This is a genomic window from Tenacibaculum aestuarii, assembly GCF_964510395.1.
GTDB lineage: Bacteria > Bacteroidota > Bacteroidia > Flavobacteriales > Flavobacteriaceae > Polaribacter > Polaribacter aestuarii.
Genome location: NZ_CAZEFY010000003.1, coordinates 784,222 through 809,106 on the forward strand (window position 1 = coordinate 784,222; position 24,885 = coordinate 809,106).

The following is a 24,885-nucleotide window of genomic DNA, read 5'->3' on the forward strand; positions in this document are numbered from 1 at the left end:
TTCCTTAAAAATAATTACAGCTAATTTACTAAATGAAGTTTACACTTGAACTGTTTTCCATTTTCCTTTTTTAAAGAGCCAAACGCCCACAATAGCAATTAAAACTTCTGCTAATGTTATAGCTGTAAACACTCCTACAGGACCAAAATTTAAAGTAATTGCCATTATATACGCAAACGGTAATTGAAATAACCAAAAACATACAAAGTTAACATAGGTTGGTGTTTTCGTATCTCCCGAACCATTAAACGATTGAATTACCACCATACCATATGCATACGCAATATATCCTGCTGCGATAATTTGTAAACATAAAGCTCCATTTTCTACCACCAAGGTATTCTCTGAGAACCATCCTAGAAAAGTTGGTGCAAAGAATATATAAACCAATGATACAGACCCCATAAAATATGCACAGTATTTACTGGTTATCCAAACTGATTTTTCTGCTCTTTCGGGTTGTTTTGCTCCCAAATTTTGACCAACTAAAGTAGCCGCTGCATTACTCATTCCCCAAGCAGGCATAAGTGTAAACATCATTATTCTAATAGCGATTGTGTAACCTGCTAGTACTTCACTACCAAACTCTGACATAATTCGCATCAAAAATACCCAACTAGAAGTTCCTATAATAAACTGCCCTATTCCTCCTAATGATACTTTTATTAAGTTTACCATTACAGCAACTCGTATTACTAAGTCTTTTACTGCTAATTTTATTTTACCTGCTCCAAAAAAAAGTACTAATAACTGTGCTATTACTGCAGTGCCCCTACCAATAGTTGTTGCTATGGCTGCCCCTTCTACTCCATAAGCTGGTATTGGTCCTAATCCGAAAATAAAAATAGGATCTAAAATAATATTTAATCCATTAGATAAAATCAAAGTCCACATGGCTATAGATGCATTTCCTGCTCCTCTAAAAATTGCATTGATTAAAAAGAGTAACATTACCGTTATGTTTCCTCCTAAAAGTACTTGAGTATATCTGTATCCTTCTTCTATTAAATCAGGTTCGCCCCCCATTAATTCGAGGATTTCTTTGGGGTACAAAATCCCCACAATACTAATCAGAATTGAAATAAAGATTCCTAAAAAAATTACTTGTACAGCTGTTTGATTTGCTCCTTCATTATCTTTTTCTCCTGTTCTTCGAGCAACTAAAGCTGTTGCTGCCATACTTAAACCAATAGCTACTGCATACACCAAGGTTAGTACCGATTCTGTTAATCCTACAGTAGCTACAGCATTTACGCTAACTCTAGAAACGTAAATAATATCTACCAAAGCAAAAATAGACTCCATTAGCATTTCTAAAATCATGGGAATTGCTAATAAAAAAACTGCTTTACGAATGCTTCCTTGCGTAAAATCTTGTTGTCTACCTAAAATGGCATCTTTAAAAAGAGAAAATATAGTTTGTTTTGAAGTTTGATTGTTTTCAGTCATTGTTAAATTTTTAAAATAAGAAATATCTCTTAAGAAATTCTTAAGAGGTAACTATTTGTTGCTCAATCAACCGTGCTATTTATGCGACTCATACAATCATAATGAAACAAATATGCGAAAATATTTTTAATTAAATTCAATATCTTCGTACTATGATTAAAGTTGTCATTATAGGAGGTGGTAATGTAGCTACACATTTAGCCAATGCTTTTAGTAAAGCTAATGATGTGTTATTGGTACAAGTTTATGCTCGAAATATAAAACAAATAGAGCATTTAAAAGATGTAACTTCTATAACAAATAGCATAGAGTTATTAAAAGAAGCTGACGTGTATATCATAGCTGTTTCTGATGATGCTATTTCTCATGTTTCAAGTAAAATTAAAAATAGCTTAGTTGTACATACTTCTGGTAGTGTAGCTATGCAGTCATTACAAAATGCTGGTCGTAAAGGTATTTTTTACTTATTACAGAGTTTTTCTAAAGATAAAGAAGTGAATTTTGATGAAATTCCATTTTGCTTAGAAGCTGAAAATGAGCAAGACTCGCTACTTTTAGAAACTTTAGCTAAAACTATTGGAAAAAAAATATATCATATCAATTCAGAGCAACGAAAAAGATTGCATGTTGCTGCTGTTTTTGTGAACAACTTTACCAACCATATGTATAAAATTGGAGCAGATATTTGCAATGAATATCAAGTTCCGTTTGAAATCTTATATCCTTTAATACAAGAAACTGCCGAAAAGATTACGAAACTAAATCCTGAAGCAGCACAAACTGGTCCTGCAAAGAGAAATGACCAAAAAACCATTCAAAACCATTTAGCGTTATTGAATACCGAACAACAAGAAATTTATAAACTTATTACAAAATCAATCCAACAGAATGGAAAAAAGCTATAAAGAATACTTACCTCAAATAGATACATTAATTTTTGATGTAGATGGTGTTTTAACAAACGGAATTGTTACTGTTTTTCCTGATGGACAGTTAGTTCGCCAAATGAACATCAAAGACGGATATGCTTTAAAAGCTGCCGTAAAAGCTGGTTTTAGAGTATGCATTATTTCTGGAGGTAAAAACGAAGGTGTACGTACTCGCTTAGAAGATTTAGGTATAACCGATATTTACTTAGGTGCTCATAATAAAATCCAACAATTCAACGAATTAATTGAAAAGTACAAGTTAAATCCAGAAAATGTGATGTATATGGGTGATGATATACCAGACTACCCTGTAATGAAACTTGTAGGAATGCCAGCTTGCCCAAATGATGCTGCTCGTGAAATTCAACAAATTTCTAAATACATTTCTGATAAAACAGGAGGTAATGGTTGTGCTCGCGACATTATTGAACAAGTTTTACGCGTACAAGGAAAATGGGATAGCAACTTTGACGCTCAATACGATTAATTGGAATATTTTTTGAAATAACATTTTACTAAAATTGATAACAATGATAAAAAAATTACTTTTTACTTTAGTACTTACTACCCTTAGTTTTTCTGTAAACGCACAAACTATTTTTGGTAAATGGGAAAACCGTGACGAAGAAACTAACAAAGTAGACTCTGTTATTGAAGTATATGAAAAAGACGGAAAAGCTTACGCTAAAATTGTTGAAATAACAGATAAAAACCGTCAAAAAGCTGTTTGCGATAAATGTAGCGGCAACAGAAAAAACAATCCTATTTTAGGAATGAATATTTTAACAGGATTATCTAAAGATGGTGACGAATGGAGTGGTGGAAAAATCTTGGATCCTAAAAATGGTAAGGAATACAAATGCTACATAAAACTAGACGGAAAAAACAAACTTAAAATTAGAGGTTATGTTGGTTTTTCTGCCTTTGGTAGAACAGCTTACTGGCATAGAAAGCAATAACAATATTCTCATTATAAAAAAGCTCTAGCAAATTTGCTAGAGCTTTTTTTATTATTACAACGTTTACTTCTAACCTATTTTTAAAGAAGTCATACTTAAAGACCCCGCTAATAACTTATCATTAAAAAGCTGAACCTCTTCATTTTTTTGTTGCAACCCTAAACTATAAATCAAAGGCAAATAATGATCAGGTGTTGGAATTGCAAGCTGAAAAGCTTTTGATTGTTTCGTATAATCTATTAAAGGTTGATAATTTCCTTCTAATAAATATTTATTAACCGTTGCTCTTGCTTCAATAGCCCAATCATATCCATAGTTATCCTTATCAAAATTCTTCCAGTCGACCAATCGTAAATTATGAACAATATTTCCACTTCCTATAATCAATACTCCTTTTTGCCTTAAAGAAGCTAGCTGTTTAGCCAATTCGAAATGATAATTAGCATCTTTGGTGTAATCAATACTTAATTGAATTACGGGTACATCAGCTTTTGGAAATAAATATTTTAATACGGTCCAAGTACCATGATCTAACCCCCAATACTCATCTAACTCAACAAAATTAGGATGTAACAATTGTTTGGTTTCTTTTGCCAATTCTGGATTTCCTTTTGCTGGATATTGCTGTTCAAATAACTCTTGAGGAAAACCACCAAAATCGTGAATGGTTTTAGGCATTTCCATCGCAGTTACTTTGGTTCCTTTAGTAAACCAATGTGCCGAAATACAGATAATAGCCTTAGGTTTAGGTAGTGTTTTTGAAATATTTTTAAAACCTAAAGTAAACTCGTTTTCTTCAATAGCATTCATAGGACTACCATGTCCCAAAAACAACACTGGCATTGTCTGAGAAACCGGTAAACTATCTGATAACTTTTTTAATCCACTCAATGACCCCATACTCAAATTTACTGATGCTAACCCTAGTAATTGTAAAAACGCTAATCGTTTCATAAGGGTATTCTTGTTTATTTATATAATTAAAACATATCCCAAACCTTAATTTAGGATATGCATACAATCTAAATTGGTTTTAAAAAACCAAATCAACTACTAAATCAAATTCATCGTAAATTGCTTTATCTTTTAAACCATCAAAAAAGCTTGTAGAACCGTATTTTACATCATATTTAGCTCTATCTACTTTTAACGCTGCTGTTGCTTTTTTTCCATATACTGAAATTTCAAAAGTTACAGGATTGGTTTTATTTTTAATAGTTAAATTAGCAGTTACTTCATATGAATTTTTTCCTTTTGCTTTTACCTTAGTAAATACTAAAGTTGAAGTTGGGTGGTTATTTATTCCAAAAAAATCATCCGATTTTAAATGCCCTTCTAACTTCTTTTGATAATCCCCTGATAAATCAGTCACTGCAATAGAAGTCATATCTATAGTAAACTCTCCTCCTACTAATTTATCTTCTTCAAAGTTTAATGTACCCGATTGTAAATTAACTGTTCCTTCATGAGAACCAGTTACTTTATACCCTTTCCATACTACTTTACTTTCTTTCGTATTTACTTTTTTTACTTCTTTAATAATGGTTGTGAATGATAATGTTGTTAATGCTATTAACATAAACACTAATGGATTTTTTAAATTTTTCATTGTTTCTGGTTTTTATTATTTATTGTAAAATTAAATCTGAGTATTGTTTTGAATTTATTTGTATGTCTTTGAATTCTAGATTGTCATTTGCCCCATAAAACACATGTGTTGGTAACATTTCCAATCCACAAAATTGAAACGAAACTGTTACTGATTTTAATAGGTCTTCTAAAGATACGAAACTATCATAGGTTTTTTCAGTACCTCCTGTTGATACAGATAGACGAAACTTTTTTCCTTTTAACTTATCTCCTTCAGGACCAAAAGCCCAACCATAGGTTAAAACTTCATCCATCCATTTTTTTAATAAAAAAGGCGTGTTGAACCAGTGCAACGGAAATTGAATAATAATACTATCATGACTTAATAGTAATTCTTGCTCTTTTGTTACATCGATATTTAAGTCTGGATACTCATTATATAATTGATGAATAGTTATTTTATCATCGTGTTGCTGTAGCTCATTTACCCAAGACTTATTAACTTTTGACTCCTCAATATTTGGGTGTGTTACAATTACTGAGTGTTTCATTATTTTATATTTACTTGTTTTAACACTACAAAAATATGTATATTTGCTATACAAAAGTAACTACTATACTTTTGTATACCAGTATACAAAAGTATACCAACCTAAATAAGAATGGAAACAAGTACTAAAATAGAAGAACTTAAAAGATGTTCTGTTCAATATGTATTAGCTTTAAGAGACACTCTAAATGTAATAAGTGGAAAGTGGAAACTATCTATTATTGGAAGTCTTTTATATAGGAAAATGCGTTTTAAAGAGCTACAACGTAATATTGGAAAAATTTCTCCAAGAATGTTATCAAAAGAATTAAAAGATTTAGAAGCTAACGGAATTATCAAACGTACCATTTATGACACGACTCCTGTTACTGTTGAATATGAATTAACAGAATCTGGAATGAGACTACATACTGCTTTAGACGTAATGGTTACTTGGGGAATTGAACATCGAGAAATGACATTGAAATAAGTAAAAAAGGAAAGAACAATTTAGTACACCTAATAACTTTAAAACAGTTTCAATTAATTTTGAGGTTGTTTTAAAAAAGTAAATATAAATCCTAAATAGCTAAAACTAGTCACAACTATTATGGAACCTACAAAAACAAAAAAGCCTTACTATTTCTAGCAAGGCTTTAAGTGATCGCGACAGGATTCGAACCTGTGAGTATACCTCTAGTACTTATAATACTTCTAGAAGTTATAAAATTTACCTCCTCCTTAATCTACCCCTCTTATCCCTTTTTAACCTTAATTTATACGTTTAAAATAAACTGTCTTAATATAATTTTCAATACCAGTTACAGTGAATTTAAAATTCATATCATTTCCATTAACCTCAACTATTTGTTTGTTATTTCCTGGTAGGGTTAATTCATTATTTGATTCATTGTAAAAGTAAGCTCCCTCAGATGTTCTAGCATCTACACAATTTGTTCCAGAGTACTTAGTAAGTATAACTTGTCCATTAGATTTTAATTCTAAAGTTTCTTTTAATTCACAAGTTGACAAGTTTACTTCTTCAATACTTCCATTGGAGTATTCTTTAGTTTCTTTTATCTTATTCCATTTCCCAATAATTCCTGATTGTAAATTATCATCACTTCCCCCACATGAGGATAGAATTAAGGTGGTCATTAAAAATAAAATTGCTTTTTTCATATAACTAATTTTTGATTGTTACTTTTTAAAATTTACTATCATAATAGAGTAAATATATTGTATTGGGTTTTGATTTTAATTTTGAATAAAATATCTAGTTCAAAGTATAAGTGGATATAATCAATTAGTTCATCATTAAATACTTTAATATTACCTTTTGTATAGTTGTAAATTTCATAACTCTTCTTTGTATCTACTAGTTCTAAATCAAACTCCCAATTTTCATACTCCATCCCAATTTTAAATGGTAGTTTATTAGTCATTACACAAAAACTTTATTTTTTCTTTGATTTATTGGGACAGCTATTTTGAAATCTATAGTGCAGTCTGTTTTGTTGTCTAGATGGACAGCTATATCCTTTTGAATGCAGAACAAATCTGAGTTACCTCCTAACACATCTTCAAATAAAAGCTCATCTTCACTACTAGCAAATGAATTTATAAATTCAATTAAGTAGTTAAGATTGTATTGGCTTGTGTTATATGTTATGGCTAATAGTTCATTTTCATAAAAGCTTAAATAAGTTTCAACTACTATTATGTTATTAGGTAAGTGTAATTCATTACACCTATTACTTTTATAGTATTCAACATTATTTGAATCAGTTGTTAAATGAATTAAATCAATATTAATTTCTTCTAGATAACTTTTTAATTTATAAGAGATATAATCTTCTAACATAGCTTTTTACTCTTTGTCATTTTTTATGAAATGTGCCCAGACATAATAAATTAATGCTATTATTAATACTATAAAAGCTAATCTAAGGTTAGATAAAACACTATAAGTTTCCCCTGTATCATAATCAACCCCCTCTAAGCTTCTTGGGTCTCCTCCAAATATTAAAGTTAATAATGGATAGAATGCAGTCAAGCAAAAGAATATTAGAGCACCACCTAGACATCCTCTACTTTCTTTTTTCTTTGGGTCTTCTTTCATTTTATAAAAAACTAGCTACAATACTTAAAAATACACCAACAACAATATATAAGTATGATTCCTTACCTAATTGATTTCTATTTTTTATTGATAAAGCTGGAGTTGTTAAAAAGGCTAGTGTTGGTGAAATTATAATTGGTATTACAAAATTAATTAACACAATAAAAAACCATGAAAAATTAAAAATTTTAAATGCTGGATATAACGCTATAATAAAAGCACCTATAAGAGATAAGTAAAAACCCTCGAAATTAAAAATTGGATTACTATTACTGTAAGGTAAAATTCCATTTTTAACTTCATAGTTTTCTTCTTTTCCATACATTTTCATTCTATTATATCTCCTCAAGGTATCTTTAAATAAACCAAAAGGATGATGTAATAAAATCAATGAAATAATAAATAGTGTGATTTTCATAATAATTACTTTTGATGTCATATATGACATTAACCTAAACAAATATAACCCTTTTCTTGACTTGTCAAATAAGACAAGTTATAATGAATCAAGATTTAAAACAGCTACAAATTTCAATTCAGAAAAAAATAGGTATTAACATTCAGAATATTAGAGAAGAAAAAGGTTTGTCACAAGTAGATTTGGCTAGTAAGATGCTTGGTAGGTTTGATACTACTAACATTTCTAGAATTGAATCTGGTAGAACAAACCCTACACTTTTCACCTTATATAGAATTAGTGAAGCTTTAGAAGTGTCTATGGAAGAAATTGTAAGAAGTTAGATTGATTTTTAGCGCATATACCACAGCATTTTAATCCTAACTTTTCTAAATCAACTATTTTAAAATCAATTTTATCGAAACTATAAGTCCATCTGAAAAAAGCTTTCAATAGTTTAATAACTTCTTGTTTGTATTTATAATGCTTTACTAAGATTTCTTTTACATACTCAATAGGACAGTTTTTAAAAAAATCTTTCCCAAACTCAATATTATTTTTTTCAAGTAGTCTAATTACTTCTTCTTTTAATTTATCAACTTTCCTATTATTCAAATAATCATGTTTGTACAGATAATTTATAACAGGTCCAATTGGTAAACATTCTTTTAATCTTTGATAATGATTAATTTTCTCATGAAAGACCTCCAAATCAAAAGAATAATCATTTTCTATATATGAAACTTTACCTTCAATAATGAACTGGAATTTATCATTAAACTTATTCCCTTTTAATCCATTATCCTTAGCAAAGGATCTAATATACTCTCTTAATATCTCCTTGTGTATTTTTTCTTTATTTACACTATTTCCTCTAATCCTGTTTATATATTTATTTTCTTTATCTAATTCTACAAACCAATCTCTAAAATCATCTTCTAATTCATTTTCCTTGACCTCTTCAGGGATAAAAACATCTATATAACTTCTGTTTAGAGCTTCACATTTAAAAGACAAATGATATTTAAAAGTCCCTCCTCTACTATAAACAAATTGCTTTGAATCTTCTTCAGGTTCTAAGAAATTATAACCTTGAAACTTTCCATCATTAATAAGTATTTCTTTGTAAACTAACAGTCTTTTTAAATCAAGCTGATTAAATAAAGAATACAACCCCGCATCATCAAAAATTTTATTTCTAAACTCACTTAATGATATGTAGTCAGACAAATCATCAATATCTATTTTCTTTACTAAATTATTAAATGTTCTATCAGTTATAAAAACTTTCATCTAAGCTATTTTAATTACTAAAATAGTAATTAAATTTTAGCTATTATATACATAACTATTCGTAAACCCCACTTTTAAGTTTACAAAGGTTTAGTAGTTAGCATTATTAAAAAATGATAAAGAGATTCTAACAAAAAAAGCTATTATTAATTATCTACCCTATTTTTAAAATACAATTACATCTATAATTATGAATAATTATACTGGCTCCCATGCTTACATTTTTACTAACATAATATAGTATTATTTATAATAATCCTTCTTCAATAAAACTAGAATACTCTTCTTTAGTAATTATTAAATGATCTAGTAGTATTATATCAAAATAACTGCATGCTTTTTTAACTTTATTAGTAATTTCAATATCAGCCTTACTTGCTTTTAAATTACCACTAGGGTGATTGTGACACATAATAATACTGTGCGCATTACATTTTAAAGCTACGCTTAGAATTAATTTAACATCTACTACAGTACTATTTGTACCTCCTTTAGATAATTCAAATATTCCAAGTACAATATTAGCTCTATTCAATAAAATCACTTTCATTTCTTCTTGTAGTTCAATCAAGTCTTTATTCCATTTCTCAAGAACTAGGTTATATGCATCAGAACTATTATTAACTTTAAACTTGATTCCTTTTCTAGTAGAATAAGAAACTTTTATTTCAGTAACTTCCATCTAAATATAAATTATAAATCTGTCCAGAATTCGTAATTAGCTATTATAGTAAATACAAAGTTTGGACAGATTAAGTTAAACTAATTCTTCTTCTAATTTATTAATGCCATTTTGTGAAAATACGTTATGGTCTGCTTTAAAAAGCTTATTAACATTAGGAGCTTCATCAGGAGTGTAAACCCATTTGTGAGTTAAAATTATTTCTTCTCCTGTTTCTTTAATAACATACTCATAAGGAGCAACCTCTTGTTTAACAATGCTTCCTTTCATTTGAGTTCCTATTAAAGCTTTACAAGTAACCTCATCAAAAGTAGAAGTTATCATTGCTTTTTTTGCTGTAGCGTAGAATTGACCTGTAGTTTTGCTTACTACCATTTCTATACCTCCTTGTAGTTCCAATAAATAGAATTTAGAACCATCTTCTTTGCTACACTCTCTGTAGCCTACAATTTGTACCATAATTTTATTTTTTTGAGTTGATAAATAAGTTGATTCTAGAAAATATAAGTTACTTTAAAAACAGCTATCACCTTGCTTTTATATATAGGGTTCAAAAAATATTTTCTACTGAGAAACACGCGGGGTGTTTTAAAATCAAGAATAAGTGGGGGTACTTAGGAAGAAGAGATTCATACATTTAGAAAAGTACTCTCAATTTTTTTTATAAAATTTTTATTTTTTTTATATTGAGGGTTAACATTTAAAGATATGCTACTCAAGTTAAATCATTAGTCATTTGAACTTAAAAAAAAATTTCATTTGCTCCCTCCAAAAAAAATAAATAAATTTACTGTTTGCGCTAAAGAAAATGAAATTCAAAGATTTAAAATTCCCTAATACATATAAATATAGTTCAGATTCAGACAATATTCCTTTAGAGTTTTATGAAGACACTTTTCCTATTAGTAAAACCATAGACTTGTTATTAGGTTATTTCAGCTCAAATGCAATAAAGGTTTTATCTAAAAGCTTTGCTGAATTCATCTATAATGGAGGAAAAATGAGATTAGTTACTAATCATTTTTATAGTAATTCTGACTATAATCATCTACTAAACAACACAAAAATTAATAATGAAGATAAAATCATCAATATTTTTGAAGATATAGTAGAACTTGAGAAAAATTTAAGTCAGGAGGGGCAACATTTTTTTGATTGTTTAAAATACTTACTCAATAATAAGAGACTCGAACTAATACCTGTAAAGTTTAACAAATTTGATCTTGCACATTGTAAAAAGATTATTTTATTTGATGGTAATGATTATATATCAACAGATGGCAGTATTAATTTTACTTTATCTGCTTTAATCAAAAATTCTGAAAGTTTACAGGTAGATGCACCTTGGGTTAGTGATGTAAGTAAAATTAGAATTGAAGAGGAAAAAAATAACTTCCAAAAAATCTATGAAAATAAACACCCTAACTATGAGCATATAGACAAGAGTGAAATTATTAGAGTAGTAAATCAATTAGGACAGAATAAGAACTTACAAGATTTACTAGATGATTCTTTACAGCTAGGTTTAGATTTATACAGTAATAAAGTAATTAAAATAAAAAAACTTAAAAAAGAGAGGTTTGAAGCCTTAATAGATAAAATAGAAAGAACTCCTAAATTCCCTTTTCCACAAGGTCCAAGAGATTATCAAAAAGATGCTTATATAGCTTGGAAAGAAAACAGTTATTCTGGTGTTTTTGCAATGGCAACAGGTACTGGAAAAACCATAACCTCACTAAACTGTTTATTGAACATATACACTAATGAAGGAAATTATAGAGCTATAATACTTGTTCCTTCAATAGCTCTTTTAAATCAATGGGAAGAGGAAGTAAAATCCTTTAATTTTAGAAACATCTTAAAAGTTGGAGGAGGAAACAATTGGGAAAGAGATTTTGCAAACTATTGTAGTAATTATTCTTGGGGGCTAAAAGAAGACCTAGTAATAATCTCTACTTATGGTAGTTTCACACTAGATAGATTCCAAAATTTATATAAAAAAATTCAATCCGAATTTCTACTTATAGCTGATGAAGCTCATAATATGGGAGCTAACAATATAAAGAGTAAATTGTCTAATCTTAATGTTAGCAGAAAAATTGGTTTATCAGCTACACCAAAAAGAATTTATGACCCAGAAGGAACTTTAGCAATAGATAACTTTTTCAATGATAGTCCTCCTTACACCTATAATTTCAGTATGGAAAAAGCAATGGAATTTGGCTTTCTTACTGGATATAAATACTACCCTTTAATTGTTGAGTTAACAGAAGAAGAGTTTGAAGAATATTCTTTAATTTCAAAACGCCTCTTAAAATATTTTGACTTTAAAAATGGTGTCTTTAGGGATGATCCAATGGTTGAAATTCTTTTGTTAAGAAGAAAAAACATAATTCACAAAGCTCATAACAAAATAGATTTATTTAGTACAGTTGTTCAAGAACTTAAGAAAACTAATAAAGACAAATATGTCTTTGCCTACATTCCAGAAGGATATACAAATAATGAAGAAGGTGAATCAACTAAAATATTAAATGAATATTTAAAAAGAGTACATAAAGATTTCCCTGAAACAAAAATGAACTCCTACACCTCTGAAGACCAAGACCTAAATGATATCTTAAAAGGTTTTGAAGAAGGAAAGATTGAAATACTTTTTGCAATGAAAATGCTAGATGAAGGAGTTGATGTACCAAGAGCAGAAGTAGGCATATTTGCTAGTAGCACTGGTAACCCAAGACAATTTATACAAAGAAGAGGTAGACTTTTAAGAAAACACAAAGACAAAGCTTATTCAACTATTTATGATATGGTAGTTATACCTAAATTAGAATCTTATTCAGATGATTTTTTTAATATAGAAAAGAGTCTTGTTCGCAATGAGTTGAATAGAGTTGCTTATTTTTCAAGCTTATCAATGAATTTTTATGATTCAAAAGATACATTATTAAGTGTTTGTAAAAAATATAATCTAGATTTAGATACCATAATTAACGATTTATAATATGAAAAGAAATGACATACTAAAAGAAATTCTATCAGACCCTGACTTGATGGAAAAATATGATATCAAGGAAAAAGACCTTAAAGAATTAACAACAAGTGCTCCTTATAATAAGAAAGTTATTGAAGTACTATCTGTTATTATTAATGAAAATGACAATCATTTAAATAGCTCAATGATTTATAAAAAGATTAAAAAAGTACATAACATAGGATAGTATGGCATCAATTATAAATAGTATTTCATTTAAAAACTTCTTCAATTATTATGGTGACTATGACACTACAAGATACGACTTTGAAGAAGGTGTCAATATTGTAGTAGCTGATAATGGAGCTGGTAAATCAAAATTTTTCAATGCTTTCTTATGGTTATTCTATGATACTGTACTTAATTCAGATGATAAAAAAACATATCCTGTAAAAGATTTTGCTGTTAAGATTATATCAGATAAGGCTAAAAATGAAACATCAATAGGTGACTCTGTTGAAACAGGTATTAAAATAGAGTATTCTACCAATAGACATAAATTTCAAATTATCAAATCATTTGTAGCAACTAGAATTGGAGAAAAGCTATCTGATTTTGATAATTGGCAAATAACTCTAAATGATGTTGAAGTTGATAAAACTGACCATGTGTTACCAAAATATAAGCCTATCTATGATGCAGAAGAAAAGCATAGGGTAATTAATCAACTTATACTACCTACTTTAAGACAGTACTCTTTTTTCCAAGGTGAAGAGGTTGATAAAATGATAGATTTTACAAAGAAGTCTAGCATTGAAGATGCTGTAAGAACTCTTACTAACATTAGTAAATATGAAGATATTGCTAAAATTGTTCAGGACATTTCCAGTAAAGCCTATAATGATTTAAATAAACAAACTAAATCTACTAGTGATCATAATGACAGACTTGATAGTGCTATAGAGTTAAAAAAATCTCTTGAAACCCAGCTAGAGCAAGAGGTTGAAAAACTGAATATTCAGAAAGAACTTTATGAAACAGCAGAACAAGAAAAAAACAACCTAGAACAGAACTTTGCTAATGCTGAAAAAAGAAAAGAATTAGATGACAAAATTTCTGATAAGAGTAAAGTTTTAAAAAGAGTTAAAGAAGATTATGACAATTTCCTAGAGGGTATTAATAGTAGATTTTTTGATGGTAGTTTCTCTTGGATTTCTTTAGGATTTGAGCAATCTATAGTTGACTTCAAAGACAAAATAAAAAACTTTAGACAAAAAAGGTATGAGAAAAGAGCATTATTAAATGCTACTGAAAATCCAAATGATTACTTCACTATACTTCCATCAGATTCACCAGATGCAGTGACATTACAACAAATGATAGAAAGTGAACACTGTCATGTTTGTGATAGACCTGCTGAAAGAGGTTCTGATGCACATAATTATCTTTTGAAATTAAAGAATAGACCTAATGAAGCTGACTCAAAAAAGGAATTTGTTAAGAATGATTTAGAAGATTTTTTTGGTAACCTACAAATTAATGCATCTCCATTTCTAAACAAGTTTGAGGCAATACCTCAAAGTGTTTTAAGGACACGTGAAAAAGAACTAGAATTAAAAAAGAGGTTAGATAAACTCTATTCAGAATTAAAAGCTCTAAAAGCACGTAGAAAGGATATTCTGATTGCTGGGACAGAATCTGAAGGTGCAGACAATGCTTCAGATATTATCAACCAATACAAAGGTTCTATAAGAAGAATAGAACAAGCTTCTGGTAGGATTGAAAGATTACAAAATAATATTAGTGAGCTTAAAACAAAAATCACTAATACTGATAAAGAGATAACTAATTTAAGACCAAAAGATATTCCTGAAGGCTACACATTAAATTATGAAATAAGTCAAGATTTAGTTGAAGCAACTAATAAGGCTCAAGCTAGAGTATTTGACAAAATGGTAAGTCTGTTAGAGAGTCATGCTAATGAACACTTTGAAAGCCTCATTAAGTATAATGACATAAAAGGAGGTTTTTTAAGCTTTGAAAAGACACCTTCTGGTGGTATTTCATTAGACTATATAGATGAGTTAGGTAATGAAGTTTCTGGAGCTTCAGAAGGCTTCCAGAGAATGAAAAAGTTTGCAGTAGTTATGGCTATAATTTCAGCAAACACTTCTCAATACAATTACCCTCTATTAGCTGATGCACCATTATCTGCATTTGGAAAAGCCTTTAATAAAGGATTCTTTGAAGCTATACCAGATGTATTCCCACAGAGTATAATTCTTGTAAAGGATTTATATGATAAAGACCTAGATGGTAAGCTCACAGATTTGGGACAAAAGTTATTGGAAAGTAGCACTATAAAAACATTATATCTAAATGAGGTAGATGAGGAATTACCACAGATAGAAAGAACCACTAAAATTGAAAGAAGAAAATAATGAATAGTCAAGAATTTAGAAATAATTTACTTCTTAAAAGACCTAGATACGCAGTTAGTAGAATACCTGTGCTAGATGCCTTTTCTGAAAAAGGAAGCAAAAGTACAGATTATAGCAGATTTGGACCTTATTATGAAATTTATATTTATGCCATGATGCTAGGTATAAAGAAAAAACAAAGACTGCCATTACCTCCTAGAGACCTTACTAAAGACTTTATTGAAATGGGAAAATGGAAAAGAGACTCTTCTCTTATAGATTTTCTATTGATGGTGATTTTCACTCAAACAGATGATTTACAAATTGACTGGAATGAGCTTGAAGATATGGAACAAGAAGACCTAAATAAAGTAATTTCAAGAGTTGTAAACTTAATAGAAGAATATGCTAATGGTGGTTTAGCATATCTTGAAGAATTATGGGAAAATGGCAAACTTGATAACTCCCATTATATGTTTATAGATTTATACAATGGCTTGTAAAAGATTAAAAGATTTACAAGAGCATTGTTCTGATTTAGCTTTAATTATTAATCAAATTGGTTATCATGATTTAAATGACTGGCTTATGATCTCTTCTGGTGTTAATGAAATAGATATCTCTTGGAATAGATTTGATAAAACATCTCAAAGAGAGTGGTGTAGACCAGCATATGAAAGTGATTTATCAAAAGAAAGAATAACAAAAAACTATATCAAAGAATTAACAATATTCAATTATATATGGGGTGGACTAGAGGCTTTAAGTAGTAAAATATTCACTAGAACTCAGATTAAGAAATATGGTAAGGTAAATTGCATCAATAAATTTTTAAATTCTAGACCACGTAATCTACCACTCTATGGTATTAATTGTGAAAAAAACACATTTTTCAAATTATTATCTATAATCAAGTCTAGCAAACTCATTAAGTTAAGAAATAAAGACTACAACAATGAGCTTGAAATAATTTATGAAATAAGAAATCAATTAGCTCATGGCTCTTTATTATTTCCTGATGAGGACTTCTTTTTTTTAAAACAACTAAACCCAAAATACTTATTCACCTTCATTAACACTTGCTCTAGATTAGTTTTATTTTTCATTCAAGCTATTATTAGCTACCATAGTGAAGAAAGGTACGTGTATTCTTTTTTTGACAATCTATTTGAAAATATTAATTATGAAAACTATGGAGATGATATATTTAAATTGGATTATATAATGAGCAGAATCCATTTAAAGAAAATACCTTTAACAGATATGAGGATCACTTTATTTGATAAGCCTTATTTTGAATTGGACAATTAAACTTCTTTAATTGAAAAATTATAAATTTTGTTATATAACTTATATATTCTTTTCATTTCGTTATCAATATTATAACCTTTTATAGGTTTTCCCATCAATTTTAGAATAATTCCTTTCTTTAAACGTAATTCTTTACCTAACATCTTGTCATTCCAGAATACATATTTCCAATAATCATTAGATAAATTGAAATCAATTTTAACCAATTTCTTTTCAAAGTTAGCAATTTCACTATCATCAAATTTAGAATAAGCTATTGATATTAATTCCTGCCCTATTGGTCTTAAAAGCAAACTCCCTCCACTACTTGATTTTCTTGATATTAACTTATTATCAATTTTTACATCATTCCCACCATTAATATACTTTTCAATATTAGGAAAGGTTTTAAAAACACTATTCCAGAAACCAGATGAAACTTTATATAATTCATCTAACTCGTTATCAGAAGGTCTTTTAGTGTAAAAACTTTTAGTCTTCTTAAAAAGAATTTTATTTATCTTATTTATTGTAACTAAGGTTGTAAAACTTTTATAATCATTTTTAGGAATGGCACCAGTTTTTGAACTAGATATGGCATTATCTAATGACAATATAGGATGTTCAGTCACCAATCTTCTAGTTATAATTGCAGCTGCATCATCTTCATCTAATATTATTAATTCTGCTCCTTTTGGCTTCTCTGCATATTTATTTAAAACAGTAAATAATCTTCTGGTTTTTTCAAGTCTTTTTTGATTATGGATTACGAATGTTACAGGGATTTCTAATTCTCCTATTGTATTATCATCTTTGAAAGCTTTTCTTAATCCTTTTAATCTATGTTGCCCATCTAGAGCAAATATTTGTTCATTTCCAGACAGAGACAATACTCCAAATTTACTACTTAAAAAATCTATGGATTTCTCATCCAAAGTTTTACCTTCAATATCAAAGGTGTTAGAAATATCTATTTCAGTCCATTTGGGACTTCCTTTATGAATAGCCACTACCAAACTACTGAAAAACCTTTCATCAGTTCCTAGTATGTATTCTGACAAAGCTTTAATTCTATTTTCAGATATTTCTCTTTGTAAAACTTTATTAATATTATTAGTATATAGCTCTTCTGATTCAGCTACAGTAATTATCCTTTGGTTTGAAACTATATCTTTAACCTTCATTAAAGTCGAGTAATAATCCCAATACCCTAAATTTCCTAAAGTACATGCTAAATGAATCATAATTAATAAAGTTTTCTAGTCATTCTTGATTCTCCATGTAATTCTTCATTTAATGGAGGGACTATGTGATTGTAAATATTTGTTTCGATATCTTTTATATCCTTATCATCTCTCTTAGATAAATCAAAAAAATAGACATAAGTATTATCTGGCCATAGATTGGCTAACCTCATTCTATTTCTTGCAGCTTTTTTATTTCCAATATCTTTAACATAATGATACATTCTCTTATGAAAATTATGACCAGAAGCCCCCTCTATAACTCTACCAACATATAAAATGTGTCTCATATAAATATCAGGCGGAAATGAGTGAGTTGTCTCCAAAAAAAACATATAAATTCCTTTAGCTACCTTAAGATTACTAGACATATTAGACCTAATTTTATCATCAAACTTAATTTTAACTGGCTTAGGAAGATTATGATTTTTAATTAATTTCCACCAATCAGGAGAGTGATAATTTGCTAATAAGTATGGAGGTCCTCCAATAGTAGCTAATTTGACCTCATCAAGTGTAAGATAGCTCATAGATTAACTAAATTACAATTGTTGTTAGACTATCTTTAATTTTTTCTGTTAAAAAATCAAACCCATCAACATTACTATTGGAATTAATTTCTTCATTTAAAAGCTGTAAGCCATCATCAATATGGAGCTTTACATACTTAGCTAGATCCTTATCAGATATATGTAAGCTATAGTGCAAAGCCACCATACCTGTATAGTAATCTATATAATCTCCAAATAACACTTTACTTGAATACTCTTTACCACTAGAGTTTTGAATATCATTAACATCTAATTTTCTATCTAATGATAAAGAGTACGTTAAAGCAATTCTTGATATTATATTTTCTGTACCAAGATTTAGCTTCCTTGTTAGTTGAGCTACTATATCTCTATTTTCTTTACTAGTCCTAATGTGCGTAAACATCTTTCTCTTTTTTAAATTCTCTAAATAAATTATTCACACGGGTAGAAGTAATTTCCGAACTATTATTCCTATTCCGAATCAAGAAAGTCTTATTCAAATTAGGCTTTAAAAGTTCATATTCAACCTCTGAAAGCTCTTTTTCTAAAAGAGGGAATAGTACTACTTGTTCAGATATGAAAGGATAAAATTCTTTAATAATATTTTTTGAATGGTATTTATCAAACTTCTGTAAAGGACTATCAATAAAAACAGGAAATTTAATTCCAGATTCATCAACAAGTGCCTTCAACAAAGCTGTAGCATACAATTGTTGCTCACCCTTTGATAATGAATCTTTATCTATTACCTCACCATTAACATCTAATAAATCAATATCCATAACATCATCAACAATATTAACTTTTACATTAGATATAAAATCTACTTTATGCATTAACTTTTTAAGTCCTAATGAAACAGATTTCTGTAAAGAGTATTTTTTATCTTGTTTAACTCTTTTTATTAATTCATTAATTTTAATTAAAAGATTGCTTGTTACTTCATACTTTTTCTTATCTGTTTCAACTAAATTAAACTTCTTCTCATACTCTGATCTAACTTTCTTGTGTGAATTCAATTTAGTTTTTAGAGCTCCTAATTCCTCAGTTATTTTGTACTTATCTTCTTGTAAACTCTTAATTTTTGTATCAACATCAATTTTTTCTTTCCTAAATTGTTTAGCTAAATGATTATCCTTTCTTGCTTCTCCCTGTTTAATTTTTTTTATCACATTATTTAACAAGGTTTTATTTACATTCTCTTCTTTAACAATTACCTTAAACTGACTTAAAAAAGTAGTCTTAATATTATTATAGATAGCTTCAAACTCTCTAAAAGATTCTTCACTAAATTCTAAATACACCTTACCTACTTTAGAACCTTTTTTTTCTTTATTAAACCTTGATTTAATTGAAAAATTAATAGCTTCTTCTAATTTAATTTTTATTGAAGATTCAATATCAACCAATTCTTTACAAGCCAGTAATTTTTCAGAAAAAGAGTTTAATTCTTTTTCCAATATCTTTTCAGACAGAGCTCCATACAACTCATCATTTTCTAAAACTAATTGATTATATAATTTACTAAGATGTTTACCCGCTATTACAAGAGGTACAAGGTCTAAAAGTTTTTTTAATTTTTGTTTTATCTGTTTAGACTCTTCTTTTAATTCATCACGCTTTAATTTTAATTCTTTTAATTCTTCTAGTGTTATTGAATTTCCCTCTCTAATTAATTTTTCTTGCAGTGAGTCACTTTCAGAATTTAAAATAGAAACATGTTTATCAATTTCCTCTAGCTTATCTTGATTATGATTAATTATCTTAACCAACTGTTCTTCTTCTGATAATAACTTTTTTAACTCTGACTCCTCTAATTCTGATACTCCATTCCTCCTTAACTTTGTTAATAAAGACTCTAAGTTATTTTTTAATTCCTCATACTTTTTAATTCCTAGAACTTCAGAATAAGCTTTGCTCAAACTTCTTAATTCTGATTTAGACTTTGCTTCTGCAAGAGATACTATTTTTTCAGCATCAAAGAAGAAGAATTTAGCTATCTCTCTAGGTAAGATAAAATCATTTATAAACACCTCAAAACCTACATCTTTGGTTAATTCATTTTCATCTCCATCAATAAGTATTTGTAACTTTTCTTGTTTTGTATTTAGATTATAAGTTCTTTTTATACTGACAGTTCTACAAGGTATAGAAGGTATTAATAAATCTTCTAATTCAACTTCCACTGAAAAAAATGGTTCTTGTGATTCATTTTTAATCTCTCTATTAACTAATGATAATAAATAATTATCATAGCCTCCTATATTTTTCACATCTTTCTTATACTTATCTTCTACTTGAACCATAAGTTTTCCATAAAAGCACCATATTAAAGATGTTAAAAAAGTAGTTTTTCCAAAACCATTTTTACCCGCTATAATACTAATATTTTTATCTCCATTACTTCTGAGATTAAGCTCATTTTCTCCTTTATATATTCTAAAATTATTAAGCTTTATTCTACTAATTATCATAATTCATTTTCTTTTACAAAAGACTCTATTCTATTTTCTACATCATTATGTAATCCATACTTAGAAATCATTAGTGTCTTTGTTTCTTGTAAAGTTATCAGATTATCTATTAAGTGATAATAAGATGTATCTTCTTTACAAATATCTTTTAAAATTCTTCTTTCAGTATCATCTAATGATTTGATATTATTAGTGCTTATCTCTTTGTTATAAACCTTTTTATAAATATCTCCAACATTATAATCAAATTCGAGATCCCTATTCCAAGTAACCTGAATAGCAATTAACTCTTGATTTGTTATTAAAGCTACGTGAGGTCTATCTACTTGAATTTGTTTCTGAATTTCTAATAGTTCTCTTAACATTGTAGCTCTATAATGAGCTTCGTAATTACCTGATCTATGACCATCTTCACTAATTGCTGGCATCCCATTTCTTCTAGTTGTAGATCTATTTTTACTAATGTTCCTGTTCTCTACTAATCTATTTCTATAATCTAAAAGAGGTTGCATCCAATGTTGACCATTCCCTATTAATGCTGTCATAGATTTATCCTTTTTAACTACAGTACATGTCCAACAACCAAACCTACTTTGTCCACATGATGAATGAGCCTTATTTGTAACTACAGTAGGACACTCATAATCATCAGCACTTGCATCAGCATATATTTGAAATAATATTGAATTATCAAATCCCCAAGGAGAAGAAACAGTATTAATTATATACCATACTTCTTCTAACATTAATTCTTTTATTGGGGCATAGACATAAGTATTAGCATTAGTATTATGCTTTGAAAGTCTTTTTCCTTTAATCTCATGTTTTTTCATAGATCTTTCACGAGTAACACTTTCTTCATACCTAGTTCCTAACAAAACTATTGCTTCCCCTTTTTCATCTATTTGCTCTAACAAAAAGTTAGAAGTTGGTCTAATTTTAAGCTTATCAGTACACCACCTAAAAGTGTTGTTTGGGACAGGGTATCCTTTACCTATTACATTAATCCAAAAAGACTCCTCTAACTTAGGTACTGTTTTTTTTACTATTATAGGAATGCCTTGATCTCTAGCTCCTTCCTCAATTTTTACTAAAACATCATCTATGTAACTTGAAATTATTGGATTTTCAACCATTGTATCATTACAAACAACATAAACAGGTCTTCTCAGCTGATATGGAAAAGGCAAATCTCTTTTTATCCTTTGGAGAGCTATCCACACCAAGGTTAATAACACAGTAGAATCTTTACCTCCACTAAACCCTATAATCCAAGGTCTCTCAGTTTTATCTGCATAAGCATATTGATCTATTATTTCAGATATAATACCCTCAATTTTCTTGCTTTTAATTTTAATCATAGTTTAATATAAAATCTTTCAAAATTAACTTAAATTGGTTCAATATTCAACCTAAGCTCTACTTATGTATATAGTATTTATTAACATGTAAGTTTATCTAAAAAACTCGTCTAACCTAACATGACAAGTAAAAAATGGATAACAAGTAAAGAAGCTATCAAACTAGCTAAAATTAAAAGTTGTGATTTAATGCATCTAAGAATTACTGGAAAACTTGAATACAAGAAAGAGGGCAACTCTTTCTTTTACACTGAAAATGACTTACTAAACTTAAAATCAAACAACAAAAATTAAATTCACTTTTTCTTTAGCATATATAAATGGAAAAGAAGAACTTTTACTTTTTACAAAAAAGCCTTCATCATTTATAGTATAATGGTAAAAAGGTAATACTATATGATTTTCCTTATCATAATCTAGTAAATAAACATTTACCAAATCATTTTCAAGTTCAGCTTTTGAAACAAGTTGAAAAACTTTGTCTTCATTATCGTAATCAACTTCATCTCTATTTATTACAACTATACACCCTTCAGGAATATTAACTAACTCCACACCTAAACCTTCTTTACTTACAGTTTTCATGTTAATTATTTTTTTATCTAAAAATAAGACAAATAAACAAAATTATAAAAATGTGTCTTGAAATAAATCAAGACACAATAATCAACTCAAAAACCAAGAATAGTTAGAATCACCATTCAGGGTATTTTTAAGTCCATTTGTGAATTCAAATGCATTTACATTTCTATCACTAAAAGTGTCAATATAACTGCTCTTATTTGCTGATGTAAATAGGTTATATACATTCCATAGATTAATATTATCATCTTGACTTTTACAAAACCTCTCATCTTGATAGTAATCCTTAGCTATAGTAGAAACTTGCCCATCATTTAATAGTAATTGTGGAATCTGCATCTTTTGATTCTTTGGTAGAAAATTGTAAAGTCTTGCCTTCCCTACTAGTAAAGCAAACTGTCTTTCAGTAAGGCTGTAATCAGTTAAAGCTAACATTTCTTTTAAATGCTTTTCTGCATCATAATTTGCTATTAATTCTTGTACTTTAACTGATAACTCATTTACACTACCTACACGCATTTCTGATTGCATACCATCAGTATTAATACATAAGTTACAGCATATCATATTTTGAAAACCTATAAACACCTGAAATTTCTCAACAGATTTTTTACTATATAGGTTTTCCTTATTATAAGCACGTACTCCTCCAATTGTTAAAGCCAATTTATTTCCATTTATAGTTTCAGTAATACTAGGCACACGAATTATAAAAGCCATCCTTTCATAATATATAGTTTTCTCATGATCCAATAAATCTTTAGCAGATTTATGTATTGCACTTGGTGTTCTACCCTTAATCTGATGACTAATACGTACTTCTGGGGCATCTATATTATGGTGTGAAAATACTTTACCAACAGAATTCTGAACTACTTCAATAAACTCTTGATGAGCAATAGTTTTTTCATTGTCTTTACTAAAAACAGGTATAATACAATCCTTTTGTAAATGAGAAAGACTAACACTTTTTGTATTAGCCTCTATAAATGGTGATCTATCTAAAATATTTAAATCATTATACTCTATTATGGTAGTAGTTTTGTGACTTTCTATTTTTTCTTTATTAGGTATTAGTTGAAGTTCCATTTGTACTAAAATTTTGAAGATTACTTAATTTTTCTAACTGCTCTTTTTTACTTTTGAATTGAGGTTGTAATACTTGTTGATATTTTAGGTTATCATTGTATAATTCTGTTAATTCAGATATAGATAGTGAATTGTTAATTTTACTAATCATTTCTTGTAAAGTAAGATGCTTTACATTACACCACTTCAACAATCTTTCTCCTGTTTTAGCTGTAATGACAAACTCAGGTTTATTCATAAATAACCCTGTCCTGTCTTTACTTGCCCTAGCTAAATGTTCATCATTAACAAGTTCAAAATTAACTGTGAGTTCATATTCAAACCCCTCTCGTGTTATTTCTTTTGTTCCATGTTTTACTACTTTTGTTCTGCCATTATTTCCTAAGTCCAATGAGTAGTCAGTTTTTCTCCTTGTTGTTGTTATTATATGACAAGTAGATTGAAGAATCTTATCAATAAAAGATTGATGCCTTGGTGTTACATTAGCCCAATCTTGAAATCTACCACCTAATTGTTCATGTATTTGTAGGCATCCTCCTGTACCATTCCATTCATGACTAATAGAATCTATTATGATAACTTCCATAGATGCCTTTTCACAAAGCACTATTGCTTCCTTATACCTCTCAGGACTATATGGAGCTTGTAAATCCACTACATTAAAGTTCCCTAAATCTGAATATAAAGAAGCTGAAGAATTTTCAGTATCTATAACTGCTATTTTATTCCAATCATTAGTTATTCCATAAGCTAATAACAATGCTGAATGAGTTTTACCAAATCCACTTGCTCCAGAGATACCTATTCGAAGTTTTACATTTGCTCTTTTACTTTGTTTTAATTCCATAAAGTTTTATATTTAAAATTGTTAATGTTAATATGTCAGTTTTTTAATAAATAAGTTATTGGGTACACTTTTTGATTTGATAATCAAACACTTTGACCTAAGTGAAGGTTACCATCCGTGT

31 protein-coding genes are annotated in these 24,885 nt (G+C 28.6%); 11 read left to right on the forward strand and 20 right to left on the reverse strand.

Features of this window, described 5'->3' with window-relative positions; translation table 11 throughout:
* Nucleotides 1–39: 39 nt before the first annotated feature.
* Nucleotides 40–1,449 carry an MATE family efflux transporter gene (locus tag ACKTSU_RS09710; protein ID WP_408036214.1) on the reverse strand — a complete coding sequence of 470 codons (1,410 nt, stop codon included), beginning with the start codon at nucleotides 1,447–1,449 and terminating at the stop codon, nucleotides 40–42.
* A gap of 152 nt (nucleotides 1,450–1,601) precedes the next feature.
* Here ACKTSU_RS09710 and ACKTSU_RS09715 point away from each other — a divergent pair, with 152 nt between their 5' ends.
* Genes ACKTSU_RS09715 through ACKTSU_RS09725 form a run of 3 tightly spaced genes read left to right on the forward strand, consistent with a single transcriptional unit; the run spans nucleotide 1,602 to nucleotide 3,337 of the window.
* Nucleotides 1,602–2,354, forward strand: a complete 753-nt coding sequence (locus ACKTSU_RS09715; RefSeq protein ID WP_408036215.1) for a Rossmann-like and DUF2520 domain-containing protein — start codon at nucleotides 1,602–1,604, stop codon at nucleotides 2,352–2,354.
* Entirely contained in the window at nucleotides 2,338–2,865 is a 528-nt protein-coding gene (locus tag ACKTSU_RS09720) for a KdsC family phosphatase (RefSeq protein ID WP_408036216.1), read from the forward strand. Before ACKTSU_RS09715 ends, ACKTSU_RS09720 begins: the two co-directional genes overlap by 17 nt.
* 43 nt (nucleotides 2,866–2,908) lie before the next feature.
* Complete coding sequence (locus ACKTSU_RS09725) at nucleotides 2,909–3,337, forward strand: DUF2147 domain-containing protein (RefSeq protein ID WP_408036217.1); 429 nt, start codon at nucleotides 2,909–2,911, stop codon at nucleotides 3,335–3,337.
* A gap of 69 nt (nucleotides 3,338–3,406) precedes the next feature.
* Here the strand turns inward: ACKTSU_RS09725 and ygiD are convergent, their stop codons facing one another.
* The 3 genes from ygiD to ACKTSU_RS09740 all read right to left on the reverse strand — a co-directional run bounded on the left by ygiD (nucleotide 3,407) and on the right by ACKTSU_RS09740 (nucleotide 5,478).
* Entirely contained in the window at nucleotides 3,407–4,237 is an 831-nt protein-coding gene (gene ygiD / locus ACKTSU_RS09730; RefSeq protein ID WP_408036904.1) for a 4,5-DOPA-extradiol-dioxygenase, read from the reverse strand.
* Nucleotides 4,238–4,370: 133 nt separating this feature from the next.
* Nucleotides 4,371–4,946 carry a YceI family protein gene (locus tag ACKTSU_RS09735; protein ID WP_408036218.1) on the reverse strand — a complete coding sequence of 192 codons (576 nt, stop codon included), beginning with the start codon at nucleotides 4,944–4,946 and terminating at the stop codon, nucleotides 4,371–4,373.
* A 19-nt stretch (nucleotides 4,947–4,965) separates the two neighbouring features.
* Nucleotides 4,966–5,478, reverse strand: a complete 513-nt coding sequence (locus ACKTSU_RS09740; RefSeq protein ID WP_408036219.1) for an NAD(P)H-dependent oxidoreductase — start codon at nucleotides 5,476–5,478, stop codon at nucleotides 4,966–4,968.
* Nucleotides 5,479–5,589: 111 nt separating this feature from the next.
* On the opposite strand from ACKTSU_RS09740, the gene ACKTSU_RS09745 reads away from it, so the two are divergent.
* Nucleotides 5,590–5,946 (forward strand): winged helix-turn-helix transcriptional regulator, encoded by a 357-nt coding sequence (locus ACKTSU_RS09745; protein ID WP_028890824.1) that lies wholly within the window; start codon nucleotides 5,590–5,592, stop codon nucleotides 5,944–5,946.
* Nucleotides 5,947–6,227: 281 nt separating this feature from the next.
* On the opposite strand, the gene ACKTSU_RS09750 is transcribed toward ACKTSU_RS09745, so the two are convergent.
* Genes ACKTSU_RS09750 through ACKTSU_RS09770 form a run of 5 tightly spaced genes read right to left on the reverse strand, consistent with a single transcriptional unit; the run spans nucleotide 6,228 to nucleotide 7,996 of the window.
* Nucleotides 6,228–6,638, reverse strand: coding sequence for a lipocalin family protein (locus ACKTSU_RS09750; protein ID WP_408036220.1), 411 nt, complete (start codon nucleotides 6,636–6,638; stop codon nucleotides 6,228–6,230).
* Nucleotides 6,639–6,676: 38 nt separating this feature from the next.
* Nucleotides 6,677–6,901, reverse strand: coding sequence for a hypothetical protein (locus tag ACKTSU_RS09755; protein ID WP_408036221.1), 225 nt, complete (start codon nucleotides 6,899–6,901; stop codon nucleotides 6,677–6,679).
* Complete coding sequence (locus ACKTSU_RS09760; protein ID WP_408036222.1) at nucleotides 6,901–7,320, reverse strand: hypothetical protein; 420 nt, start codon at nucleotides 7,318–7,320, stop codon at nucleotides 6,901–6,903. Before ACKTSU_RS09760 ends, ACKTSU_RS09755 begins: the two co-directional genes overlap by 1 nt.
* Nucleotides 7,321–7,326: 6 nt before the next feature.
* The gene (locus ACKTSU_RS09765; protein WP_408036223.1) at nucleotides 7,327–7,578 is read right to left on the reverse strand and encodes a hypothetical protein; all 252 of its coding nucleotides are present in this window, start codon (nucleotides 7,576–7,578) and stop codon (nucleotides 7,327–7,329) included.
* A gap of 1 nt (nucleotide 7,579) precedes the next feature.
* Complete coding sequence (locus ACKTSU_RS09770; protein WP_408036224.1) at nucleotides 7,580–7,996, reverse strand: hypothetical protein; 417 nt, start codon at nucleotides 7,994–7,996, stop codon at nucleotides 7,580–7,582.
* 83 nt (nucleotides 7,997–8,079) lie between these two features.
* On the opposite strand from ACKTSU_RS09770, the gene ACKTSU_RS09775 reads away from it, so the two are divergent.
* A complete protein-coding gene (locus ACKTSU_RS09775) occupies nucleotides 8,080–8,319 on the forward strand; it encodes a helix-turn-helix domain-containing protein (RefSeq protein WP_408036225.1) in 240 nt (79 codons plus the stop codon).
* Here ACKTSU_RS09775 and ACKTSU_RS09780 read toward each other — a convergent pair.
* The 3 genes from ACKTSU_RS09780 to ACKTSU_RS09790 form a co-directional block, all read right to left on the reverse strand.
* Nucleotides 8,294–9,268, reverse strand: coding sequence for a hypothetical protein (locus ACKTSU_RS09780; protein ID WP_408036226.1), 975 nt, complete (start codon nucleotides 9,266–9,268; stop codon nucleotides 8,294–8,296). The two genes, ACKTSU_RS09775 and ACKTSU_RS09780, sit on opposite strands and share 26 nt — an antisense overlap.
* Nucleotides 9,269–9,515: 247 nt before the next feature.
* Nucleotides 9,516–9,950, reverse strand: coding sequence for a JAB domain-containing protein (locus ACKTSU_RS09785; protein ID WP_408036227.1), 435 nt, complete (start codon nucleotides 9,948–9,950; stop codon nucleotides 9,516–9,518).
* 75 nt (nucleotides 9,951–10,025) lie between these two features.
* Nucleotides 10,026–10,409, reverse strand: a complete 384-nt coding sequence (locus tag ACKTSU_RS09790) for a hypothetical protein (protein ID WP_408036228.1) — start codon at nucleotides 10,407–10,409, stop codon at nucleotides 10,026–10,028.
* Nucleotides 10,410–10,758: 349 nt separating this feature from the next.
* Between ACKTSU_RS09790 and ACKTSU_RS09795 the strand changes: the two genes are divergently transcribed.
* The 5 genes from ACKTSU_RS09795 to ACKTSU_RS09815 are packed head-to-tail and all read left to right on the forward strand — an operon-like array spanning nucleotide 10,759 to nucleotide 16,655.
* On the forward strand, nucleotides 10,759–12,954 hold the full coding sequence (locus ACKTSU_RS09795) for a DEAD/DEAH box helicase family protein (RefSeq protein WP_408036229.1): 2,196 nt from the start codon (nucleotides 10,759–10,761) through the stop codon (nucleotides 12,952–12,954).
* A gap of 1 nt (nucleotide 12,955) precedes the next feature.
* Entirely contained in the window at nucleotides 12,956–13,171 is a 216-nt protein-coding gene (locus ACKTSU_RS09800) for a hypothetical protein (protein ID WP_408036231.1), read from the forward strand.
* 1 nt (nucleotide 13,172) lies between these two features.
* On the forward strand, nucleotides 13,173–15,365 hold the full coding sequence (locus tag ACKTSU_RS09805; RefSeq protein WP_408036232.1) for an AAA family ATPase: 2,193 nt from the start codon (nucleotides 13,173–13,175) through the stop codon (nucleotides 15,363–15,365).
* Nucleotides 15,365–15,847, forward strand: a complete 483-nt coding sequence (locus tag ACKTSU_RS09810; RefSeq protein ID WP_408036233.1) for a hypothetical protein — start codon at nucleotides 15,365–15,367, stop codon at nucleotides 15,845–15,847. The genes ACKTSU_RS09805 and ACKTSU_RS09810 overlap by 1 nt, the downstream gene beginning before the upstream one ends.
* Nucleotides 15,837–16,655: a hypothetical protein gene (locus ACKTSU_RS09815; protein WP_408036234.1), complete on the forward strand. Its 819-nt coding sequence runs from the start codon at nucleotides 15,837–15,839 to the stop codon at nucleotides 16,653–16,655. The genes ACKTSU_RS09810 and ACKTSU_RS09815 overlap by 11 nt, the downstream gene beginning before the upstream one ends.
* Here the strand turns inward: ACKTSU_RS09815 and ACKTSU_RS09820 are convergent.
* The 5 genes from ACKTSU_RS09820 to dndC are packed head-to-tail and all read right to left on the reverse strand — an operon-like array spanning nucleotide 16,652 to nucleotide 22,246.
* Entirely contained in the window at nucleotides 16,652–17,878 is a 1,227-nt protein-coding gene (locus tag ACKTSU_RS09820; RefSeq protein ID WP_408036235.1) for a DNA sulfur modification protein DndB, read from the reverse strand. The two genes, ACKTSU_RS09815 and ACKTSU_RS09820, sit on opposite strands and share 4 nt — an antisense overlap.
* A gap of 2 nt (nucleotides 17,879–17,880) precedes the next feature.
* The gene (locus ACKTSU_RS09825; protein ID WP_408036236.1) at nucleotides 17,881–18,408 is read right to left on the reverse strand and encodes a hypothetical protein; all 528 of its coding nucleotides are present in this window, start codon (nucleotides 18,406–18,408) and stop codon (nucleotides 17,881–17,883) included.
* Between the two features lie 7 nt (nucleotides 18,409–18,415).
* Nucleotides 18,416–18,814 carry a DndE family protein gene (locus ACKTSU_RS09830; protein ID WP_408036237.1) on the reverse strand — a complete coding sequence of 133 codons (399 nt, stop codon included), beginning with the start codon at nucleotides 18,812–18,814 and terminating at the stop codon, nucleotides 18,416–18,418.
* Nucleotides 18,798–20,885, reverse strand: coding sequence for a DNA sulfur modification protein DndD (gene dndD / locus ACKTSU_RS09835; protein ID WP_408036238.1), 2,088 nt, complete (start codon nucleotides 20,883–20,885; stop codon nucleotides 18,798–18,800). The genes ACKTSU_RS09830 and dndD overlap by 17 nt, the downstream gene beginning before the upstream one ends.
* Nucleotides 20,882–22,246, reverse strand: a complete 1,365-nt coding sequence (gene dndC, locus ACKTSU_RS09840; protein WP_408036239.1) for a DNA phosphorothioation system sulfurtransferase DndC — start codon at nucleotides 22,244–22,246, stop codon at nucleotides 20,882–20,884. The genes dndD and dndC overlap by 4 nt, the downstream gene beginning before the upstream one ends.
* Before the next feature lie 120 nt (nucleotides 22,247–22,366).
* On the opposite strand from dndC, the gene ACKTSU_RS09845 reads away from it, so the two are divergent.
* The gene (locus tag ACKTSU_RS09845; RefSeq protein WP_408036240.1) at nucleotides 22,367–22,540 is read left to right on the forward strand and encodes a hypothetical protein; all 174 of its coding nucleotides are present in this window, start codon (nucleotides 22,367–22,369) and stop codon (nucleotides 22,538–22,540) included.
* Here the strand turns inward: ACKTSU_RS09845 and ACKTSU_RS09850 are convergent.
* The 3 genes from ACKTSU_RS09850 to ACKTSU_RS09860 all read right to left on the reverse strand — a co-directional run bounded on the left by ACKTSU_RS09850 (nucleotide 22,523) and on the right by ACKTSU_RS09860 (nucleotide 24,764).
* Nucleotides 22,523–22,831, reverse strand: coding sequence for a hypothetical protein (locus tag ACKTSU_RS09850; RefSeq protein ID WP_408036241.1), 309 nt, complete (start codon nucleotides 22,829–22,831; stop codon nucleotides 22,523–22,525). The two genes, ACKTSU_RS09845 and ACKTSU_RS09850, sit on opposite strands and share 18 nt — an antisense overlap.
* Nucleotides 22,832–22,912: 81 nt before the next feature.
* Complete coding sequence (locus ACKTSU_RS09855) at nucleotides 22,913–23,917, reverse strand: DUF3871 family protein (protein ID WP_408036242.1); 1,005 nt, start codon at nucleotides 23,915–23,917, stop codon at nucleotides 22,913–22,915.
* Nucleotides 23,895–24,764 (reverse strand): AAA family ATPase, encoded by an 870-nt coding sequence (locus ACKTSU_RS09860; protein ID WP_408036243.1) that lies wholly within the window; start codon nucleotides 24,762–24,764, stop codon nucleotides 23,895–23,897. The genes ACKTSU_RS09855 and ACKTSU_RS09860 overlap by 23 nt, the downstream gene beginning before the upstream one ends.
* Between the last annotated feature and the right edge of the window lie 121 nt (nucleotides 24,765–24,885).

Coding starts and splice junctions, on each gene's coding strand:
- ACKTSU_RS09745 (WP_028890824.1), top strand. CDS start 5,590: ATGGAAACAAGTACTAAAATAGAAGAACTTAAAAGATGTTCTGTTCAA.
- ACKTSU_RS09710 (WP_408036214.1), bottom strand. CDS start 1,449: ATGACTGAAAACAATCAAACTTCAAAACAAACTATATTTTCTCTTTTT.
- ACKTSU_RS09740 (WP_408036219.1), bottom strand. CDS start 5,478: ATGAAACACTCAGTAATTGTAACACACCCAAATATTGAGGAGTCAAAA.
- ACKTSU_RS09780 (WP_408036226.1), bottom strand. CDS start 9,268: ATGAAAGTTTTTATAACTGATAGAACATTTAATAATTTAGTAAAGAAA.
- ACKTSU_RS09845 (WP_408036240.1), top strand. CDS start 22,367: ATGACAAGTAAAAAATGGATAACAAGTAAAGAAGCTATCAAACTAGCT.
- ACKTSU_RS09735 (WP_408036218.1), bottom strand. CDS start 4,946: ATGAAAAATTTAAAAAATCCATTAGTGTTTATGTTAATAGCATTAACA.
- ACKTSU_RS09790 (WP_408036228.1), bottom strand. CDS start 10,409: ATGGTACAAATTGTAGGCTACAGAGAGTGTAGCAAAGAAGATGGTTCT.
- ACKTSU_RS09825 (WP_408036236.1), bottom strand. CDS start 18,408: ATGAGCTATCTTACACTTGATGAGGTCAAATTAGCTACTATTGGAGGA.
- ACKTSU_RS09795 (WP_408036229.1), top strand. CDS start 10,759: ATGAAATTCAAAGATTTAAAATTCCCTAATACATATAAATATAGTTCA.
- ACKTSU_RS09830 (WP_408036237.1), bottom strand. CDS start 18,814: ATGTTTACGCACATTAGGACTAGTAAAGAAAATAGAGATATAGTAGCT.
- ACKTSU_RS09810 (WP_408036233.1), top strand. CDS start 15,365: ATGAATAGTCAAGAATTTAGAAATAATTTACTTCTTAAAAGACCTAGA.
- ACKTSU_RS09775 (WP_408036225.1), top strand. CDS start 8,080: ATGAATCAAGATTTAAAACAGCTACAAATTTCAATTCAGAAAAAAATA.
- ACKTSU_RS09770 (WP_408036224.1), bottom strand. CDS start 7,996: ATGAAAATCACACTATTTATTATTTCATTGATTTTATTACATCATCCT.
- ACKTSU_RS09850 (WP_408036241.1), bottom strand. CDS start 22,831: ATGAAAACTGTAAGTAAAGAAGGTTTAGGTGTGGAGTTAGTTAATATT.
- ACKTSU_RS09785 (WP_408036227.1), bottom strand. CDS start 9,950: ATGGAAGTTACTGAAATAAAAGTTTCTTATTCTACTAGAAAAGGAATC.
- ACKTSU_RS09755 (WP_408036221.1), bottom strand. CDS start 6,901: ATGACTAATAAACTACCATTTAAAATTGGGATGGAGTATGAAAATTGG.
- ACKTSU_RS09855 (WP_408036242.1), bottom strand. CDS start 23,917: ATGGAACTTCAACTAATACCTAATAAAGAAAAAATAGAAAGTCACAAA.
- ACKTSU_RS09820 (WP_408036235.1), bottom strand. CDS start 17,878: ATGATTCATTTAGCATGTACTTTAGGAAATTTAGGGTATTGGGATTAT.
- ACKTSU_RS09805 (WP_408036232.1), top strand. CDS start 13,173: ATGGCATCAATTATAAATAGTATTTCATTTAAAAACTTCTTCAATTAT.
- ACKTSU_RS09720 (WP_408036216.1), top strand. CDS start 2,338: ATGGAAAAAAGCTATAAAGAATACTTACCTCAAATAGATACATTAATT.
- ACKTSU_RS09715 (WP_408036215.1), top strand. CDS start 1,602: ATGATTAAAGTTGTCATTATAGGAGGTGGTAATGTAGCTACACATTTA.
- ACKTSU_RS09750 (WP_408036220.1), bottom strand. CDS start 6,638: ATGAAAAAAGCAATTTTATTTTTAATGACCACCTTAATTCTATCCTCA.
- ACKTSU_RS09815 (WP_408036234.1), top strand. CDS start 15,837: ATGGCTTGTAAAAGATTAAAAGATTTACAAGAGCATTGTTCTGATTTA.
- ygiD (WP_408036904.1), bottom strand. CDS start 4,237: ATGGGGTCATTGAGTGGATTAAAAAAGTTATCAGATAGTTTACCGGTT.
- ACKTSU_RS09800 (WP_408036231.1), top strand. CDS start 12,956: ATGAAAAGAAATGACATACTAAAAGAAATTCTATCAGACCCTGACTTG.
- dndD (WP_408036238.1), bottom strand. CDS start 20,885: ATGATAATTAGTAGAATAAAGCTTAATAATTTTAGAATATATAAAGGA.
- dndC (WP_408036239.1), bottom strand. CDS start 22,246: ATGATTAAAATTAAAAGCAAGAAAATTGAGGGTATTATATCTGAAATA.
- ACKTSU_RS09860 (WP_408036243.1), bottom strand. CDS start 24,764: ATGGAATTAAAACAAAGTAAAAGAGCAAATGTAAAACTTCGAATAGGT.
- ACKTSU_RS09725 (WP_408036217.1), top strand. CDS start 2,909: ATGATAAAAAAATTACTTTTTACTTTAGTACTTACTACCCTTAGTTTT.
- ACKTSU_RS09765 (WP_408036223.1), bottom strand. CDS start 7,578: ATGAAAGAAGACCCAAAGAAAAAAGAAAGTAGAGGATGTCTAGGTGGT.
- ACKTSU_RS09760 (WP_408036222.1), bottom strand. CDS start 7,320: ATGTTAGAAGATTATATCTCTTATAAATTAAAAAGTTATCTAGAAGAA.